The following is a 14,530-nucleotide window of genomic DNA, read 5'->3' on the forward strand; positions in this document are numbered from 1 at the left end:
TCTCGCCCGTCTTTGCTAATGGGTAATCAAGGCGGGAAAGCCATTTTAGGGCTTTCCCGCCCATTTCAATTTTGGGAGAAGAAAGGCCCCAAAATGAACGAGTGCGGCCAAACACTTTTAGGGATTGGCCACCTTGTCCACCCATCCAGCGGGGCGGCGGGGAACGGTCAAGGCCGGGCGTCAGCCCATTCATTTCAGCCTTGACGGTTTCCTGCCGTCCTGCTACTTTTCCCGGAGTGTGGCCACACATCTGGTCACGGTGTCCAGAGCTTTGGGACTTTTTGTCCCATAGGCCGGGGGCGGAGGACGAGGGACGGGGGCTTTCATAATACGCCCTGTCTGCTGCTGAAATCAGCCCTTTGTTTCCGGCTTACCAGCCCCAAACAAAGCCCTGCTTTCCTGCCGCGTCAAATGCCCTTGCCCTCCCCGGCGGCAACGGTATTTTCAGGGCAACGCCGACAGAGCGTATAACACACTACACTTTGCTCCGCAAAGTCGTGTGCCAAATGGGGCGCTGCCCCCTTTGGAAACCCCCGCAACAAACAGGTGCTATGCACCCAGCCGGGAGCATAGCGCCGTTTGTTGTCAGCAGCCCGTTTCACGGTCTGCGTGTAGTTCCTTGTAAACTGACCTAAACAACTGTATAAAAAAAAGAATCATCAGGTTATGCAATAAGCTGGAAAGAAGATGTTTGTCAGAACAGTATTCGATGATATATTTCCATATCTGCGAATTGTTTTCGCCTGATGATGGAACCAGACCGCCGGGAACCAGTGCATTAATGGTACCGAATGATGATTGTATGGCAGCATAGCTGCAGAAAGGACAAAAACTATGAATAGAGTTATCTTAATGGGTAGACTGACCAGAAATCCGGAGATCAAATATGCCGGCAAAGACAATGATATGGCAGTGGCTAGATATACGCTAGCTGTGAACCGCAGATATAAGCGTGATGGGGAACAGGAGGCAGATTTTATTTCCTGTGTTACATTTGGCAGGAGCGCTGAATTTGCACAAAAATATCTTCGGAAAGGGATGCGTATCGTAATTGGTGGTCGTATCAGCACCGGCAACTATAAGGATAAGCTATAACAGACTGTGGAAATTGCTGATTGATAAAAATATGAAACGGATCGAAATGCAGAATCTGACTGGCATCAGTGGAAATATCCTTGCCCGAATGGGAAAAAATCAGTATGTTTCCATGGAAACAGTCGAGAAAATTTGTAAGAAGCTGGGATGTTCCGTTGATGAGATGATGGAATTTACCGATGATGAAGTATAGGAGGTTGCAGCAATGACAGATGCACAGCAAAGGGCAGCTGCAAAAATATTTGCAAAAAACTGGAAAGACCGGGGATATGAAAAAGGAGACAGCCAGATATTCTGGGTAGAGTTATTGACAACGGTATTTGGTGTTACGGATATTTCCCAGTTTATTTCTTTTGAAGATCAGGTTCATCTTGATCATACCAGTTTTATAGATGGATACATAGAAAAAACGCATGTCATGATTGAACAGAAAAGTATCAACAAGAGCCTGACGGCTGCAATTAAGCAGTCTGATGGCTCCATGCTGACACCGTTTGAGCAGGCGAAGAGATATTCATCAGAATTACCGTATTCGAAACGTCCGAGATGGATTGTGACCAGCAATTTTAAGTCTTTTTACATTTATGATATGGAAAAACCGGGCGGTGATCCGGAAATTATTTTGTTAGAAGAACTGGAAAGGGAGTATTATCGGCTTCAATTTCTGGTGGAAGAAGGGAATACTAACCTTCAGAGAGAAATGGAAGTTTCCATTGCTGCGGGTGATATTGTCGGGCTGCTCTATGATGCACTGGCAAAACAATATGTAGACCCGACAACAGAACGGGCAATGAAAAGCCTGAATATCCTATGTGTCAGATTTGTATTCTGTCTGTATGCGGAGGATGCAGGTATTTTTGGCAGACATGGTATGTTTCATGATTATCTGGAAGAATTTGATGCAAAGCATATGAGAAAGGCCGTTATCGAATTGTTTCAGGTGCTTGACACAAAACCGAAAGACAGAGACCCCTATCTGGAAGAATCTCTTTCTGCGTTTCCATATGTAAACGGCGGCTTATTTGCAAATGAAAATATTGAGATTCCTCAGTTTACAGAAGAAATCCGTCAGTTGCTGCTTGAAAAAGCATCCGCAGATTTTAATTGGTCAGAAATCAGTCCGACTATTTTCGGAGCTGTATTTGAAAGCACATTGAATCCGGAAACCAGACGATCCGGCGGGATGCATTATACAAGTATTGAAAATATTCATAAAGTGATTGATCCGCTGTTTCTGGATGACCTGAAAAATGAACTGGAAGAGATCAGGCAAATACCCGTCCAGCGCACAAAAGAGAAAAAACTGAAAGAATTTCAGAAAAAACTGGCAGGGCTGCGGTGGCTGGATCCGGCATCAGGAAGTGGAAATTTCCTTACAGAAACGTATATCAGTATCCGGCGATTGGAAAATGTAGTTATAAAAGAATTGCAGGGTGGTCAGATTACTTTTGGCTTTGATGGTTCATCGCCCATTCAGGTATCCATTGACCAGTTCTATGGTATTGAAATCAATGACTTTGCAGTTACGGTAGCAAAGACGGCACTGTGGATTGCAGAATCCCAGATGATGAAAGAAACAGAAGATATTGTTCATATGAATTTGGATTTTCTTCCGTTGACAACAAATGCCTTTATTGTGGAAGGTAATGCTTTGCAGTTGGATTGGGAGGATGTTGTTCCAAAAAATCAATTGTCGTACATTATGGGAAATCCACCGTTTATTGGATATTCCTTGCAGAGTAAAGAACAGAAAAATGATATTCTGTCTATTTATATGGATGAAAAAGGAAAGCCATATAAGACTGCCGGTAAAATTGATTATGTTGCAGGATGGTATTTTAAAGCATCAAAATTTATGCAGGGAACAGCAATACGAACTGCATTTGTATCTACCAATTCTATTACACAAGGAGAACAGGTTGCTGGCGTTTGGAAGCCTTTATATGAAAGATTTGGTATTCACATTGACTTTGCCCATAGGACGTTTCGTTGGGATAGTGAGGCGAGCTTAAAAGCTCATGTACATTGTGTAATAGTTGGATTTAGTGTTGCACAAAATCTTAAAAAAAGAAAATTGTATGTAGATGGACGATTCAAAGAAGTTGATAATATTAATGCGTATTTGATAAGTGCGCCAAATGTGTTTATTGAAACTCGTACGAAACCACTTTGTAACGTATATAAAATGACTTCTGGTAATCGACCAGCTGATGGTGGACATTTGATTATTGAGGAAAATGAATATCAGGATTTTTTAGATAATGAGCCAAAAGCGATGATCAGCAGTTTTCTTTCGGAAGAAGAGCAGCGCATCGTTGCTGCACACGAACTGGGGCATATCATCCTGCACCGGTCACAGCTGAAAATGGCTCCAATGAAGGATGATGTGCTTTACAATATGATGGATTCTACAGAATATGAAGCCAATCTGTTTGCCGCCGATCTTCTCCTTGAAGATGACGATGTGGCTGAAATGTCAAAAAATGAAGACCTGAATTACTTTGGATTCTGTAGCAGCCTGAATGCCAGTCCAGAACTCATGAGCTTCAAGCTCTACAGCCTGATGAAACGCGGGCAGGCTTATCACATGCCGATGGAGATACAGAGTAATTTTCTGGCAAAATGACAAAAAGAATTATAAAAATCGTTGTTTGGCGATTTGGTGAATCCCGATAGATTAATTTTATAGGGAACAGAAACTTTGAATTTTCTGTTATATATGTTTTGGGAGATATTAGATGAATGAACAATTTATACAGCGGTTGTCTATTGATTGGGATAAAATAGAACAAAGTAGTTACTTAAGAAAAATTGAAGCTATAAAAGATTTGGAAGAGTTGGTGTTTGAAAAACAAATTACTTTTTTTGTGGGAGAAAACGGAAGCGGTAAATCCACTTTATTGGAAGCTCTTGCAGTAGCGTATGGCTTTAATCCAGAAGGAGGCACAAAAAATTATTCCTTTTCAACGTATGATTCACACTCGCAATTATATGAAGCTATAAGAGTTTCAAAAGGATTTCGTAAAGCCAAATGGGGATATTTTCTTAGAGCGGAAAGCTTTTATAATGTAGCAACTAAAGAGGAGGAATACGCAGATATTGCACATCCATCAGAAAAATATCACGAAAAATCACATGGAGAGAGTTTCCTTGCACTTGCACAAAAACAGTTAAGACCTAATGGTTTATATTTGTTTGATGAACCTGAGGCTGCATTATCTCCACAAAGACAATTAACCTTACTGATGGAAATATGTTCATGCGCCAAACAAGGTTCACAATTTATAATAGTTACTCATTCTCCTATTCTATTAGGGATACCAGACGCACAGATTGTATCTTTTGATGACGGAAAAGTGCATAATTGTGAATATGAAGATACAGAAAGTTATAAAGTCACGGAAATGTTTATTAATAATCGAGAAGTTTTGCTTGGAAGATTACTATCAGAATAAGGTGAAACTTTCAGTTTTTTGGAACGATAACAAATTTTAAATTTATTGCTATATATGGGAGTTGAAGGAAATGATATTTACAATAGTGGTTGTCATAACTATTGTTTCTTTGATTGGATGCGTTTGCATAAAGAAACCTGCGGTAAGGATTGGACTTGGAATCATAGTTGCTTTGGGCTTAATGCTTACGGTTCTGATTGGTAGCTTCACCTATACGACAAGATATCGGGTTAATTCAGTTGACTCTTCCATCTCTCAAGATGGGAAGTATGAATTACTGTTTCAACAGATAGGAGACCCAGACTGGCCATTTGGATTTACACATGCAAGACTGGTTCTTAAAGATGAATTAGGAACGATTGCAAAGTATTCTTTTGATGTAAGAAATGATGGTGCTTCTGTTCATTCCGATTCATGGCAGGTTACCTGGAAGGAGGATAGCGTGGAGGCTGTGATTAGTGGGGAAGAGCAGAATGATGAACAGTACATTCTATATTTTGATGGAAAAACAGACTCTAATCAGTTGGAAACGAAGTATGGAAAGACTGATGAAGAACGTCGAAAAGAAAATCTTCAGAGACTTGAGGAAAGTCGGCAACAGCAGGGGGACGAAACTAAACCAGGAGTGGATTCTCAAACAACAGACGATCCTGTTTTAGATAATTGTGACGAGGAGCAGACCGATGAAGACGGCTATCCGCTTTCGGAAGAATACCAGGCATATAAAAGCGAATTATTGAGAATTGCTGGAGAGATAGCTCAAAACACGGATGCTGAGATCAAGTTCTATCTGTCTGCCAAAGGATGTCCTTATGCTGTGATTTTATCTGAAACAGAGGTTACTTCTGGAGAAAGAATCGAACAGCATCTGATTTTTAATGAGGCTTATGATGATTTGAGAAACGAGTATGTTCTTGAAGAATATCATTATGGAACGGACGGCGCACAATTATCTTCGCCGGTTATTCTGGATTTCTATCTGATTGATCGTCAATCACTGGAAGTTACAGATGAACAAATAAATACTTGGCACTGATTTGGACTGGTTGAATACATAATGCGTTATCACTTATAGCTGCAAATTTCAGTCTTTTGGTGAGTCTGCAAACACGCATTAATTTGAATTTGCCGGGATGTGGATTCTTATTTTTTGGGAAAAGCAAGCAAAAAATAGAAATAGACATGGTTGTCCATATAAAAAAATCAATTTCTCGCTTTGTATCGTGGTTGAAATCGATGAAATAAACTAATCTATCGGTGGAAGGAGGAACAAAATGAAACAAGAAAAAGTTGGAAGTTTTCTTAAAGAGCTTCGAAAAGAAAAGAATATTACACAGGAACAGTTGGCAGAAAGCATGTGATTGATGGCGCGTTTTGGTTTGAGTAGGAAAAACATGGGAAGTTAGCAATAAAACATTACGCGAGTAAACTCGCATAAGATGATTTCCACTTCCCAAACATCTGATTTCCAGATTTCCGGAAGTGCGATTTCATCGCACAAGAATATTCAAATTGTTTTTGGAATTAGGCATTCGTTAAAAAAGGCTGCACACAATTTTGTATGCAGCCGAATCTATATGAAGAGGTGCCTTTTTTCCTCCTTGGCAATGTTATTTTTTGTTATATTTTACATCCAGAAGCGATTGGAAAAGCATCCACGCATGACAGATACAATACCCTGTAGGATCAGGAAAAATCCGATTACCCAGGCCATAGCTGCAATACTTGCAAATGGATGTGTGAATGACAGAAAACCAATCACAGTCAGAAGGATTCCAAGTACTGTAAACCAGCCCCAGCCCTTTACTCCCAGTTTTTGAAGGTCAAAGGAATTAACCAGTTTGGTGATACCTGAAAAAATCAGCCACATTCCTAAAATAAAGGAAATAGTCATTGCTGTAAACCATCCATTTCCCAAAATGAATAAAGACATCAGTACGGTTAGAATGCCGTCAGCAAGAAACCAGCCAGATCCTGCCATATAATCATGACCGGCTGCAAATATCACAATATCTATAATGCCGGAAAACATCATGGCAACTCCAAAGATAATGGGAAGACCATAAAGAATTTTTCCGGGATTCCTCAAACATCCGATCCCGGTTATAATCAGAAAGATTCCGGCTAAAATCCATAATACTCTTGATGTCGTTTTACTCATATCAAAAACCTCTTTTCCGATTGCATTTGGCTTTTAAAACAGGCAGGGGTTTTATTCCCTGCCCGTTTGAGATTAACCTTCGATGGAAATATAATGTGAGTTGTTTTCTACTGCCTTCTGCTCTTTTGGAACAGTAAAGGAAAGAATACCATTTTCAAATTTCGGATGGATGTCTTCTCTCTGAACATTATTTCCTACATAAAAGCTTCTGCTTACATTTCCGGTATAACGCTCGCGGCGGATATATTTTCCTTCCTTATCTTTTTCATCTTTATCCAGACCTTTTGCTGCACTTACAGTTACATAACCGTTTTCAAGCTGGATCTGAATCTCGTCTTTCTTAAATCCAGGAAGATCAATTGCCACTTCGTAAGCGTTGTCTTCTTCCTTCACATCAGTCTTCATGATATGGGGAGCATGTTTTCCATACAATTTTTTATCGATGTCCGGAAAAGCAAAATCATCCATAAAATCATCAAATAAATTTTCTCCAAAAATACTAGGCATTAACATAAGTCATATCTCCTTTCATGACATAAACTAAAGTTTGCACTATCGGAGAAACCCGAAGTGTTGATTTATGAATATCAGGAAGAAAAATCATATTCTCTTTCTTTGTTCTATGTGTAATATAACATATGAATTAGCACTCGTCAATAGAGAGTGCTAATAATTGTGTGAAGATTTTGTGAACTTTGCGAAATAAAATAATTACTGATATTAGATTCAGCGGAATAGATTCCAGATGTTAATCATTAATTAAGAGGAAACAAAAAAGTCGTTTAAAATTAAATGGTGACGAATTATTAAACTTGTGATAGAATGAAAAAAACATTGAAAGAAGCTGAACTAAATGGATACACAAATTGATATCATATTGCAGGGAGGACAGTTTAAAAAGCTGTTAGAGGAACAGAGCGTTGAATTACGAGAAAAATATGATATGAAAAGAGCAGAACTGGAGATATTATACTTCCTGTCAAAATGCGGAACACATAATACCTCTACGGATATCCACCATCAGTTGATGATGAACCGTGGACATATTTCGCAGGCAGTTGACAGTCTCTGCAGGAGAAATTATCTTATTGCGATACCGGATAAGAATGATAGAAGATATATTCATTATGAAATATCTGATTATGCGAAGGATCTGGTAACAGAAATGACGAAGAGAAGGGAAGCAATGAACGGGATGATTTTAAAAGGTGTGTCGGAAGAAGAATTGAAGGTTTTTCGGGAAGTATCGGAAAAAATCAGGAAAAATATAAATGAATTAATTTAGATGATCAAAAGATGCAAAGTAATGGTTAAGGTGCTTCGCATCTTTTTTAAATTATTTTGGAAACCTATTGACAAGAGAAATACAGGTGATATAATACTTTAAAAATAAATAATTTAAAAATAAAACATGTTTCGCAAGAAACATATTTTTTGCGAAACACGATGGCACTCAACAAGCAAGAGTGCTAACAAAAGAAAGGCAGGTTATTCATATGAAATTAAAACCATTGGGTGACAAAGTAGTTCTTCAGTATCAGGATGTTGAAGAAAAGACAGAATCAGGAATCATTCTGCCAGACAGCGCAAAAGAAAAATCGCAGGAAGCTGTAGTAATCGCAGTTGGTCCGGGAAAATGTAAAGACGGACAGAAAGTTCCCATGCAGGTAAAAGAAGGAGATAAAGTCATTATTTCTGAATACGGCGGCACAGAAGTAAAAATTGGCGACGAAGAATATAAAATTGTAAGTCAGGACGATATTCTGGCAATTGTAGAGAAATAGAAAGTGTTGAAAGAAGGAAATTATCATGGCAAAAGAGATTAGTTTTGATATTGATGTTCGAAAAAAGATGGAGGCCGGTGTAGACAGACTGGCAGATACAGTAAAGGTAACATTGGGGCCAAAAGGAAGAAATGTTGTACTGGATAAATCTTACGGTGCACCATTAATTACAAACGATGGTGTGACCATTGCAAAAGAGATCGAACTGGAAGATCGTTTTGAAAATATGGGCGCACAGCTTGTAAAAGAGGTGGCTACCAAGACAAACGACATTGCAGGAGATGGAACAACAACAGCTACAGTTCTGGCACAGGCACTTGTAAAAGAAGGAATGAAAAATATCGCAGCAGGTGCAAATGCCATTGTTTTAAGAAAAGGAATGAAGAAGGCAGCAGATGTGGCTGTGCAGGCAATTGAAGAAATGAGCCATCCTGTTACCGGTAAGGATCATATTGCAAAAGTAGCTGCAATCTCTTCCGGTAATGAAGAAGTCGGTGAGATGATTGCCGATGCAATGGAAAAAGTCGGAGAGAACGGCGTTATTACGATTGAAGAATCAAAGACCATGAAGACGGAGATCGACTTAGTCGAAGGTATGCAGTTTGACAATGGATATCTTTCCGGATACATGTGTGATGATAAAGAAAAAATGATCGCCAACATGGAGGATCCTTATATCCTCATGACAGATAAGAAGATTTCAAACATCCAGGATATCCTTCCTGTTTTGGAAAATGTGATGAGAGAGAGGAAAGAACTCCTGATCATTGCAGAAGATGTGGAGGGAGAGGCACTTACCACATTGATTGTCAACAGACTGAGAGGCACTCTGAAGGTCGTTGCTGTAAAGGCACCGGGATATGGTGACAGCAGAAAGGCAATGCTTGAAGATATCGCAACACTTACCGGCGGTCAGGTGATCATGGAAGATCTGGGACTTGAACTTAAAGATACCACGATGGACATGCTTGGCCGTGCAAAATCTGTAAAGGTTACAAAGGAAAATACTACGATCGTAGACGGTGCCGGGAACAAGGAAGACATTGATGCACGCATTGCCAGCCTGAAGAGACAGATGGCTGAAACAACATCCGATTTTGATAAAGATAAACTCATGGATCGTATCGCTAAGATGGGCGGAGGCGTTGCAGTGATCCGTGTCGGCGCGGCAACAGAAACAGAAATGAAGGAAGCTAAATACCGCATGGAAGATGCCATGAACGCAACAAAAGCAGCCGTATCGGAAGGCATTATCTGCGGCGGCGGATCTGCATATATCCATGCACAGAAAAAGGTAGAGGAACTGTTGGCAGCTCTGGAGGGTGATGAGAAGACCGGAGCCGGAATCGTAGCAAAGGCACTGGAAGCACCACTGTATACGATTGTGGAAAATGCCGGTCTGGAAGGCCCGGTTATCGTAGACAAGGTAAAGAAGAGTGAGCCTGGCATGGGATTTGATGCAGCCTCAGAAACCTTTGTGGATATGATGAAACAGGGTATTATTGATCCGGTGAAGGTAACAAAGAACGCATTAATGAATGCGGTAAGTGTGGCAGCTACACTTCTTACTACAGAAGCTGCGGTAGCGGACATTAAAGAAAATACACCTGCGCCGCAGCCACAGCCGGAAATGTATTAAAGAGAACAGGTAAAATCAAATAACTGGAGAGCAACAAAATGGGGAGATGGCTGGTACATCTCCTCTTTTTGTTCTCTTTTATTATTTTTATATGAAATGAGGTTCATTATGAAATATGCAGTTATATATCAGTCAAAAAGTGGCAATACACGTTTAATAGCAGAAAAGATCTATGGTGCTTTAAATACAGAGGATAAAACAATTGTAGATATTGATACAGAGCAGGATATACCTGCGGCGGATGTCTATCTGATCGGGTTTGGAATTCATGGTTATTCCTGCAGCATGGATATCTCAGATGTATTTGAGCAGATTACAGGCGGAAAATATGCAGTGTTCGTTACCTGCGGTTATGTGCCGACAGAACAATATAAAGAAAAGCTTGAAAAAAATCTTGAAGTCTGGTACCCGGACGGGGGAGAGTATCTGGGAATGTTTCTCTGTCAGGGGAATGTGGAGTCAGATAGAAGGAAAATTATGATCAGCCAGATGCCAAGTAAAGAAAAAGAGATGCAGCAGATGTTTCGACTGGGAAATACCCATCCGGATGAAGAAGATCTGGAAAATGCGGTTGATTTTGCCATTAAAATTCAGGCAGAAATTGGGGATTAAATAAGAAAATAACATGTATTGATGTAAATAAAAAGAGAGGAGCGGTTGAAGATGCCAGAGCAGAGAGAAATATTGAATGCAAATGAAATCAGAAAGTTTACAAATGAATTAACCTATCGTCGGTATCTGATGAACAAAGGAAAAATACAGGAACTGTTTCGTAAAATGACACTTCAGGAGTATATTGCTTTGTATACTATAGAATCTGAGAGAGAAAATTCTCCGAATAATAATGGGAGAACGTATTTAAAGGATTTATCAGAAAAGATGCAGCTGACAATACGGCAGACATCAAAAATGGTAGAAAAGCTGAAAGATCGTGGACTGGTACTGTGGTCTTATGAAGGAAGCGGAAGTGAAGGAACATATGTGACTGTTACAGAAACGGGACAGAAACTGTTTAAGGGTCAGGAAATGATTCTGAGAGAATGTTATGGAAAAGTGATCAACAAATTCGGAAAAGATAATTTGATCATATTATTAAAAATGATGAAACAACTGGATAACCTGATGTGCAGCGAAATAAAAGGGATGGGAGAGGTCGATTCGTATGGGAGAGCTGATGAAGCGGATGAATGATTATGCTGTGCAGAATGAAGCTATCTGCCGGAAAAATGATCATATTGATCCTAGATTGTATGAAGAGTTTGGTGTTAACCGGGGGCTGCGGGATGAAAATGGAAAAGGTGTGCTTACCGGTTTGACTAAGATTTCCCGTATTGTATCATCATGTGTGAAAGATGGAGAAAAAGTACCTTGTGACGGGGAATTGTGGTATCGTGGATATAAGGTAGAAAAATTGATTGGCAATCTTGGAGAAGAACAGCTTGGTTTTGAAAAGATCGCTTATCTTCTGTTGATGGGGGAATTGCCTTCAGAAGATGAAGAAAAAAAGTTCCGGGAAGTGATTGGCACATGCAGAACGCTTCCAACGAACTTTACCAGAGATGTTATTATGAAGGCACCATCTGAGGATATTATGAATTCAATGACAAGAAGTATTCTGACACTGGCTGCTTATGATAAAAAGGCAAAAGACATCAGCGTCAGTAATTCGTTGCGGCAGTGCATCCAACTGATTAGTGAATTTCCACTCCTTGCTGTATATGCATATCATGCCTATAATCATTACGAAAAAAACCAGAGTATGTATATCCATAATCCGGATCCGAAACTGTCTACAGCTGAGAATCTTCTAATGATGCTCAGGCATGATCAGAAATACACACCGGTTGAAGCGAAAGTTCTGGATACTTCATTAATTCTTCATATGGAACATGGCGGCGGAAATAATTCTACTTTTACAACCAGAGTGGTGACCTCTTCCGGTTCAGATACATATTCAACAATTGCTGCCGCTATGTCATCTTTGAAGGGACCGAAGCATGGCGGCGCAAACATAAAAGTTGTGGAGATGATGGATAATATACGGGAAAATGTAAAGGATTTTTCTGATAAAGAAGAAATATCAGCATATCTTATGAAGATAATTGACAAACAGGTATTTGACAAAAAAGGGTTGATTTACGGAATGGGACATGCGGTGTATACATTGTCGGATCCAAGAGAAAGAGTATTTAAAAAATATGTGGAAGCGCTGGCAAGAGAGAAAGGCCGGGAGAGCGATCTCCAGCTCTATGAGAATGTTGAAGTGATTGCACCTAAACTGATTGCAGAAAACAGAAATACTATAAAACGAGTGAGCCCGAATGTGGACTTTTACAGCGGATTTGTATATGACATGCTAGGCATTCCACGTGAATTATATACTGCGATTTTTGCAGTAGCGAGGGTAGTCGGGTGGAGTGCGCATCGTATGGAAGAACTGATCTGCACAGATAAGATTATCCGTCCGGCTTATATGAGTGTTATGGAGGAAAAAGAAAAATGTTAGAAAAACTGGCAGGACCCATTATAGGGGCATTGATTGGATACTGTACTAATTATATCGCTGTCAAAATGCTGTTTTATCCTAAACAGGAAGTCAGAATCTTTGGACGAAAACTTCCTTTTACTCCGGGGGCAATTCCTAAAGGAAAGCCAAGGCTTGCCAGAGCAATCGGAATTATTGTGGCGGACGATCTTCTAACGGAAGATGATATTAAACAGAAAATGATTTCTTTGGAAACAGAAAATGCTGTTGTGGATCAGATTGTTCAGGGATTATCTGTTGATCTTCATACCTGTGTTTCAAAAGTATGTTCGTCCGAGTTGAATTATGAAGAGATAAAAAACAGATTGATTTCTGAACTGTCCAGCCAGATCCTTGATTCTGTTCAACATATGAATCTGGATAATCTTATTGTTCAGGAAGCCGGAAAAGCTGTTAAAGCCAAAACAAAGGGCTCCATGTTGGAAATGTTTCTGAATGATGAAATGCTTAATTCCCTGATACAGCCTGTTGGAGGAGAAATAGTAAAGTATATTAATGAAAAAGGACCAGATTTTATAAAGGAAGAACTGGAAACTAAAATTGATACGTTAGGAGAACAATCTGTCATAGATCTCTGTAACCATATGAATATTTCGGAAGGAGCCGTTCGAAAAATAGTAGCAGATTTTTATCACAAAGCAATTGATTCTGTCATCGGAAAGCTGATCGGTAATTTGAATATTGCAGAAATTATCGAAGATAAAATCAATGCTATGAATGTAGATAGTCTGGAGAAACTGGTGCTGACTGTGATGAAAAAAGAATTGGATACAATTGTAAATCTTGGGGCTTTAGTAGGTGCAGTTTTAGGAGTTTTAAATATTATTATATAATTTCTTATGTAAAGAAGATAATGATTGTAAACTAAGTTTTCATGGATGAATGAAAAGATATATATGATATAGCACAAATAGGACAAGAGGACAACAGGAATTTACTGTGTAGTTGTGATTGTATTGATGAACACTGTTTGTAAGAGATAACCTCCAGTTTGTAGAATTGGGAATAGAATAAGAAGGACATAGGGGAGTGAAACCCTACGTCCTTATTTTTCTGCTACCTATCCTTAATATACATCTCAATCAATTTATTCAAAAACACTTCAAACCTTTTATCGTCTTCCTCCGTCTTTTTAGACGAACCTTTCAAATGACGTTTTTTCTTTGCGTTTCTGGCTTTCTTCGCTAGATATCGCTCTATCAGCATTTGATCTATATTTTCATCTGTATACCATTTACCACTCTGATAAATACCATATGCACCTTTACCCAGAATCATAGCCGCTACTCCGTAATCCTGTGTTACAACAATATCGCCTTTCCGGCATAAACTGACCAGTTTAAAATCCACTGCATCCGCACCGGCCCCTACCGTAATCACTTCACTATAATCTGAATATAAAACATGGTTTGTATCACATAAGAGTATAACAGGAATGTCTTATTTTTTTGCTGTCCGTTCTACGATGTACACCACCGGACAGGCATCCGCATCTACTAATATTCTCATTTTACCTTACCTTTCGTCAAATCATAACTTTCCGCAATCATCCGTTTTATATCCTGATCCGGAACAGTTCCGTCCAAAATAATAGAATTCCAGTGATTTTTATTCATATGATATGCCGGTACAACCGCTGCAAAAGCACTTCTCCAAAATTCTCTCCATTCCGGATCACACTTCACATTGATCCAAATATGTCCATCTTTATCATAGATAAGCGCATATGTCTTCTTATTTTTCTTATGACGCATGACACACCAGTTATCATCATGAAAAGGATAATCCTCATATACATCTTTAAATGAATGACAATATTGTATTGCCTCCTGCCTTGTCTGCATAGTTTCC

General features: G+C 39.4%; 15 protein-coding genes and 2 pseudogenes. 12 read left to right on the forward strand and 5 right to left on the reverse strand.

Annotated features, from left to right (window positions below):
- On the reverse strand, nucleotides 1-193 hold a 193-nt coding region (locus tag ACTQWB_RS11110), incomplete at its 3' end, for a hypothetical protein (protein WP_441501730.1).
- Between the two features lie 641 nt (nucleotides 194-834).
- Between ACTQWB_RS11110 and ACTQWB_RS11115 the strand changes: the two are divergent.
- From ACTQWB_RS11115 to ACTQWB_RS11135, 5 genes and pseudogenes are all read left to right on the forward strand, one after another.
- Nucleotides 835-1,089: pseudogene (locus ACTQWB_RS11115) on the forward strand (single-stranded DNA-binding protein); the annotation flags it as partial.
- 19 nt (nucleotides 1,090-1,108) lie between these two features.
- A complete protein-coding gene (locus ACTQWB_RS11120; protein ID WP_441501731.1) occupies nucleotides 1,109-1,288 on the forward strand; it encodes a helix-turn-helix domain-containing protein in 180 nt (59 codons plus the stop codon).
- 12 nt (nucleotides 1,289-1,300) lie between these two features.
- Nucleotides 1,301-3,721, forward strand: a complete 2,421-nt coding sequence (locus tag ACTQWB_RS11125; RefSeq protein ID WP_441501732.1) for a DNA methyltransferase — start codon at nucleotides 1,301-1,303, stop codon at nucleotides 3,719-3,721.
- 112 nt (nucleotides 3,722-3,833) lie between these two features.
- Nucleotides 3,834-4,550: an AAA family ATPase gene (locus ACTQWB_RS11130; RefSeq protein ID WP_441501733.1), complete on the forward strand. Its 717-nt coding sequence runs from the start codon at nucleotides 3,834-3,836 to the stop codon at nucleotides 4,548-4,550.
- 70 nt (nucleotides 4,551-4,620) lie between these two features.
- Nucleotides 4,621-5,586 (forward strand): hypothetical protein, encoded by a 966-nt coding sequence (locus tag ACTQWB_RS11135; protein ID WP_441501734.1) that lies wholly within the window; start codon nucleotides 4,621-4,623, stop codon nucleotides 5,584-5,586.
- A gap of 591 nt (nucleotides 5,587-6,177) precedes the next feature.
- Here the strand turns inward: ACTQWB_RS11135 and ACTQWB_RS11140 are convergent.
- Together ACTQWB_RS11140 and ACTQWB_RS11145 are read right to left on the reverse strand one after the other, a co-directional pair.
- Nucleotides 6,178-6,711 carry an HdeD family acid-resistance protein gene (locus ACTQWB_RS11140; RefSeq protein ID WP_154433055.1) on the reverse strand — a complete coding sequence of 178 codons (534 nt, stop codon included), beginning with the start codon at nucleotides 6,709-6,711 and terminating at the stop codon, nucleotides 6,178-6,180.
- 72 nt (nucleotides 6,712-6,783) lie between these two features.
- Complete coding sequence (locus tag ACTQWB_RS11145; protein ID WP_441501735.1) at nucleotides 6,784-7,224, reverse strand: Hsp20/alpha crystallin family protein; 441 nt, start codon at nucleotides 7,222-7,224, stop codon at nucleotides 6,784-6,786.
- Nucleotides 7,225-7,564: 340 nt separating this feature from the next.
- Here ACTQWB_RS11145 and ACTQWB_RS11150 point away from each other — a divergent pair, with 340 nt between their 5' ends.
- The 7 genes from ACTQWB_RS11150 to ACTQWB_RS11180 all read left to right on the forward strand — a co-directional run bounded on the left by ACTQWB_RS11150 (nucleotide 7,565) and on the right by ACTQWB_RS11180 (nucleotide 13,512).
- Nucleotides 7,565-7,996, forward strand: a complete 432-nt coding sequence (locus ACTQWB_RS11150; protein WP_154433057.1) for a MarR family winged helix-turn-helix transcriptional regulator — start codon at nucleotides 7,565-7,567, stop codon at nucleotides 7,994-7,996.
- 211 nt (nucleotides 7,997-8,207) lie between these two features.
- Nucleotides 8,208-8,495: a co-chaperone GroES gene (locus ACTQWB_RS11155; RefSeq protein ID WP_441141863.1), complete on the forward strand. Its 288-nt coding sequence runs from the start codon at nucleotides 8,208-8,210 to the stop codon at nucleotides 8,493-8,495.
- 25 nt (nucleotides 8,496-8,520) lie between these two features.
- The gene (gene groL, locus ACTQWB_RS11160) at nucleotides 8,521-10,134 is read left to right on the forward strand and encodes a chaperonin GroEL (protein ID WP_441501736.1); all 1,614 of its coding nucleotides are present in this window, start codon (nucleotides 8,521-8,523) and stop codon (nucleotides 10,132-10,134) included.
- Between the two features lie 108 nt (nucleotides 10,135-10,242).
- The gene (locus ACTQWB_RS11165) at nucleotides 10,243-10,746 is read left to right on the forward strand and encodes a flavodoxin family protein (RefSeq protein ID WP_441141861.1); all 504 of its coding nucleotides are present in this window, start codon (nucleotides 10,243-10,245) and stop codon (nucleotides 10,744-10,746) included.
- Between the two features lie 51 nt (nucleotides 10,747-10,797).
- Nucleotides 10,798-11,325 (forward strand): hypothetical protein, encoded by a 528-nt coding sequence (locus ACTQWB_RS11170; RefSeq protein WP_441501737.1) that lies wholly within the window; start codon nucleotides 10,798-10,800, stop codon nucleotides 11,323-11,325.
- The gene (locus ACTQWB_RS11175) at nucleotides 11,309-12,640 is read left to right on the forward strand and encodes a citrate/2-methylcitrate synthase (protein WP_416888015.1); all 1,332 of its coding nucleotides are present in this window, start codon (nucleotides 11,309-11,311) and stop codon (nucleotides 12,638-12,640) included. The genes ACTQWB_RS11170 and ACTQWB_RS11175 overlap by 17 nt, the downstream gene beginning before the upstream one ends.
- Nucleotides 12,634-13,512 (forward strand): DUF445 domain-containing protein, encoded by an 879-nt coding sequence (locus ACTQWB_RS11180; protein ID WP_262655208.1) that lies wholly within the window; start codon nucleotides 12,634-12,636, stop codon nucleotides 13,510-13,512. Before ACTQWB_RS11175 ends, ACTQWB_RS11180 begins: the two co-directional genes overlap by 7 nt.
- Before the next feature lie 223 nt (nucleotides 13,513-13,735).
- Here the strand turns inward: ACTQWB_RS11180 and ACTQWB_RS11185 are convergent.
- A pseudogene (locus tag ACTQWB_RS11185) lies at nucleotides 13,736-14,188 on the reverse strand (YaiI/YqxD family protein).
- The gene (locus tag ACTQWB_RS11190; protein ID WP_441501738.1) at nucleotides 14,185-14,523 is read right to left on the reverse strand and encodes an MmcQ/YjbR family DNA-binding protein; all 339 of its coding nucleotides are present in this window, start codon (nucleotides 14,521-14,523) and stop codon (nucleotides 14,185-14,187) included. Before ACTQWB_RS11190 ends, ACTQWB_RS11185 begins: the two are co-directional and overlap by 4 nt.
- Between the last annotated feature and the right edge of the window lie 7 nt (nucleotides 14,524-14,530).

The organism is Blautia sp. HCP3S3_H10_2 (assembly GCF_052122375.1).
In the GTDB taxonomy this organism is placed as follows: domain Bacteria; phylum Bacillota; class Clostridia; order Lachnospirales; family Lachnospiraceae; genus Blautia_A.

Coding starts and splice junctions, on each gene's coding strand:
- ACTQWB_RS11125 (WP_441501732.1), top strand. CDS start 1,301: ATGACAGATGCACAGCAAAGGGCAGCTGCAAAAATATTTGCAAAAAAC.
- ACTQWB_RS11130 (WP_441501733.1), top strand. CDS start 3,834: ATGAATGAACAATTTATACAGCGGTTGTCTATTGATTGGGATAAAATA.
- ACTQWB_RS11135 (WP_441501734.1), top strand. CDS start 4,621: ATGATATTTACAATAGTGGTTGTCATAACTATTGTTTCTTTGATTGGA.
- ACTQWB_RS11140 (WP_154433055.1), bottom strand. CDS start 6,711: ATGAGTAAAACGACATCAAGAGTATTATGGATTTTAGCCGGAATCTTT.
- ACTQWB_RS11145 (WP_441501735.1), bottom strand. CDS start 7,224: ATGTTAATGCCTAGTATTTTTGGAGAAAATTTATTTGATGATTTTATG.
- ACTQWB_RS11150 (WP_154433057.1), top strand. CDS start 7,565: ATGGATACACAAATTGATATCATATTGCAGGGAGGACAGTTTAAAAAG.
- ACTQWB_RS11155 (WP_441141863.1), top strand. CDS start 8,208: ATGAAATTAAAACCATTGGGTGACAAAGTAGTTCTTCAGTATCAGGAT.
- groL (WP_441501736.1), top strand. CDS start 8,521: ATGGCAAAAGAGATTAGTTTTGATATTGATGTTCGAAAAAAGATGGAG.
- ACTQWB_RS11165 (WP_441141861.1), top strand. CDS start 10,243: ATGAAATATGCAGTTATATATCAGTCAAAAAGTGGCAATACACGTTTA.
- ACTQWB_RS11170 (WP_441501737.1), top strand. CDS start 10,798: ATGCCAGAGCAGAGAGAAATATTGAATGCAAATGAAATCAGAAAGTTT.
- ACTQWB_RS11175 (WP_416888015.1), top strand. CDS start 11,309: ATGAAGCGGATGAATGATTATGCTGTGCAGAATGAAGCTATCTGCCGG.
- ACTQWB_RS11180 (WP_262655208.1), top strand. CDS start 12,634: ATGTTAGAAAAACTGGCAGGACCCATTATAGGGGCATTGATTGGATAC.
- ACTQWB_RS11190 (WP_441501738.1), bottom strand. CDS start 14,523: ATGCAGACAAGGCAGGAGGCAATACAATATTGTCATTCATTTAAAGAT.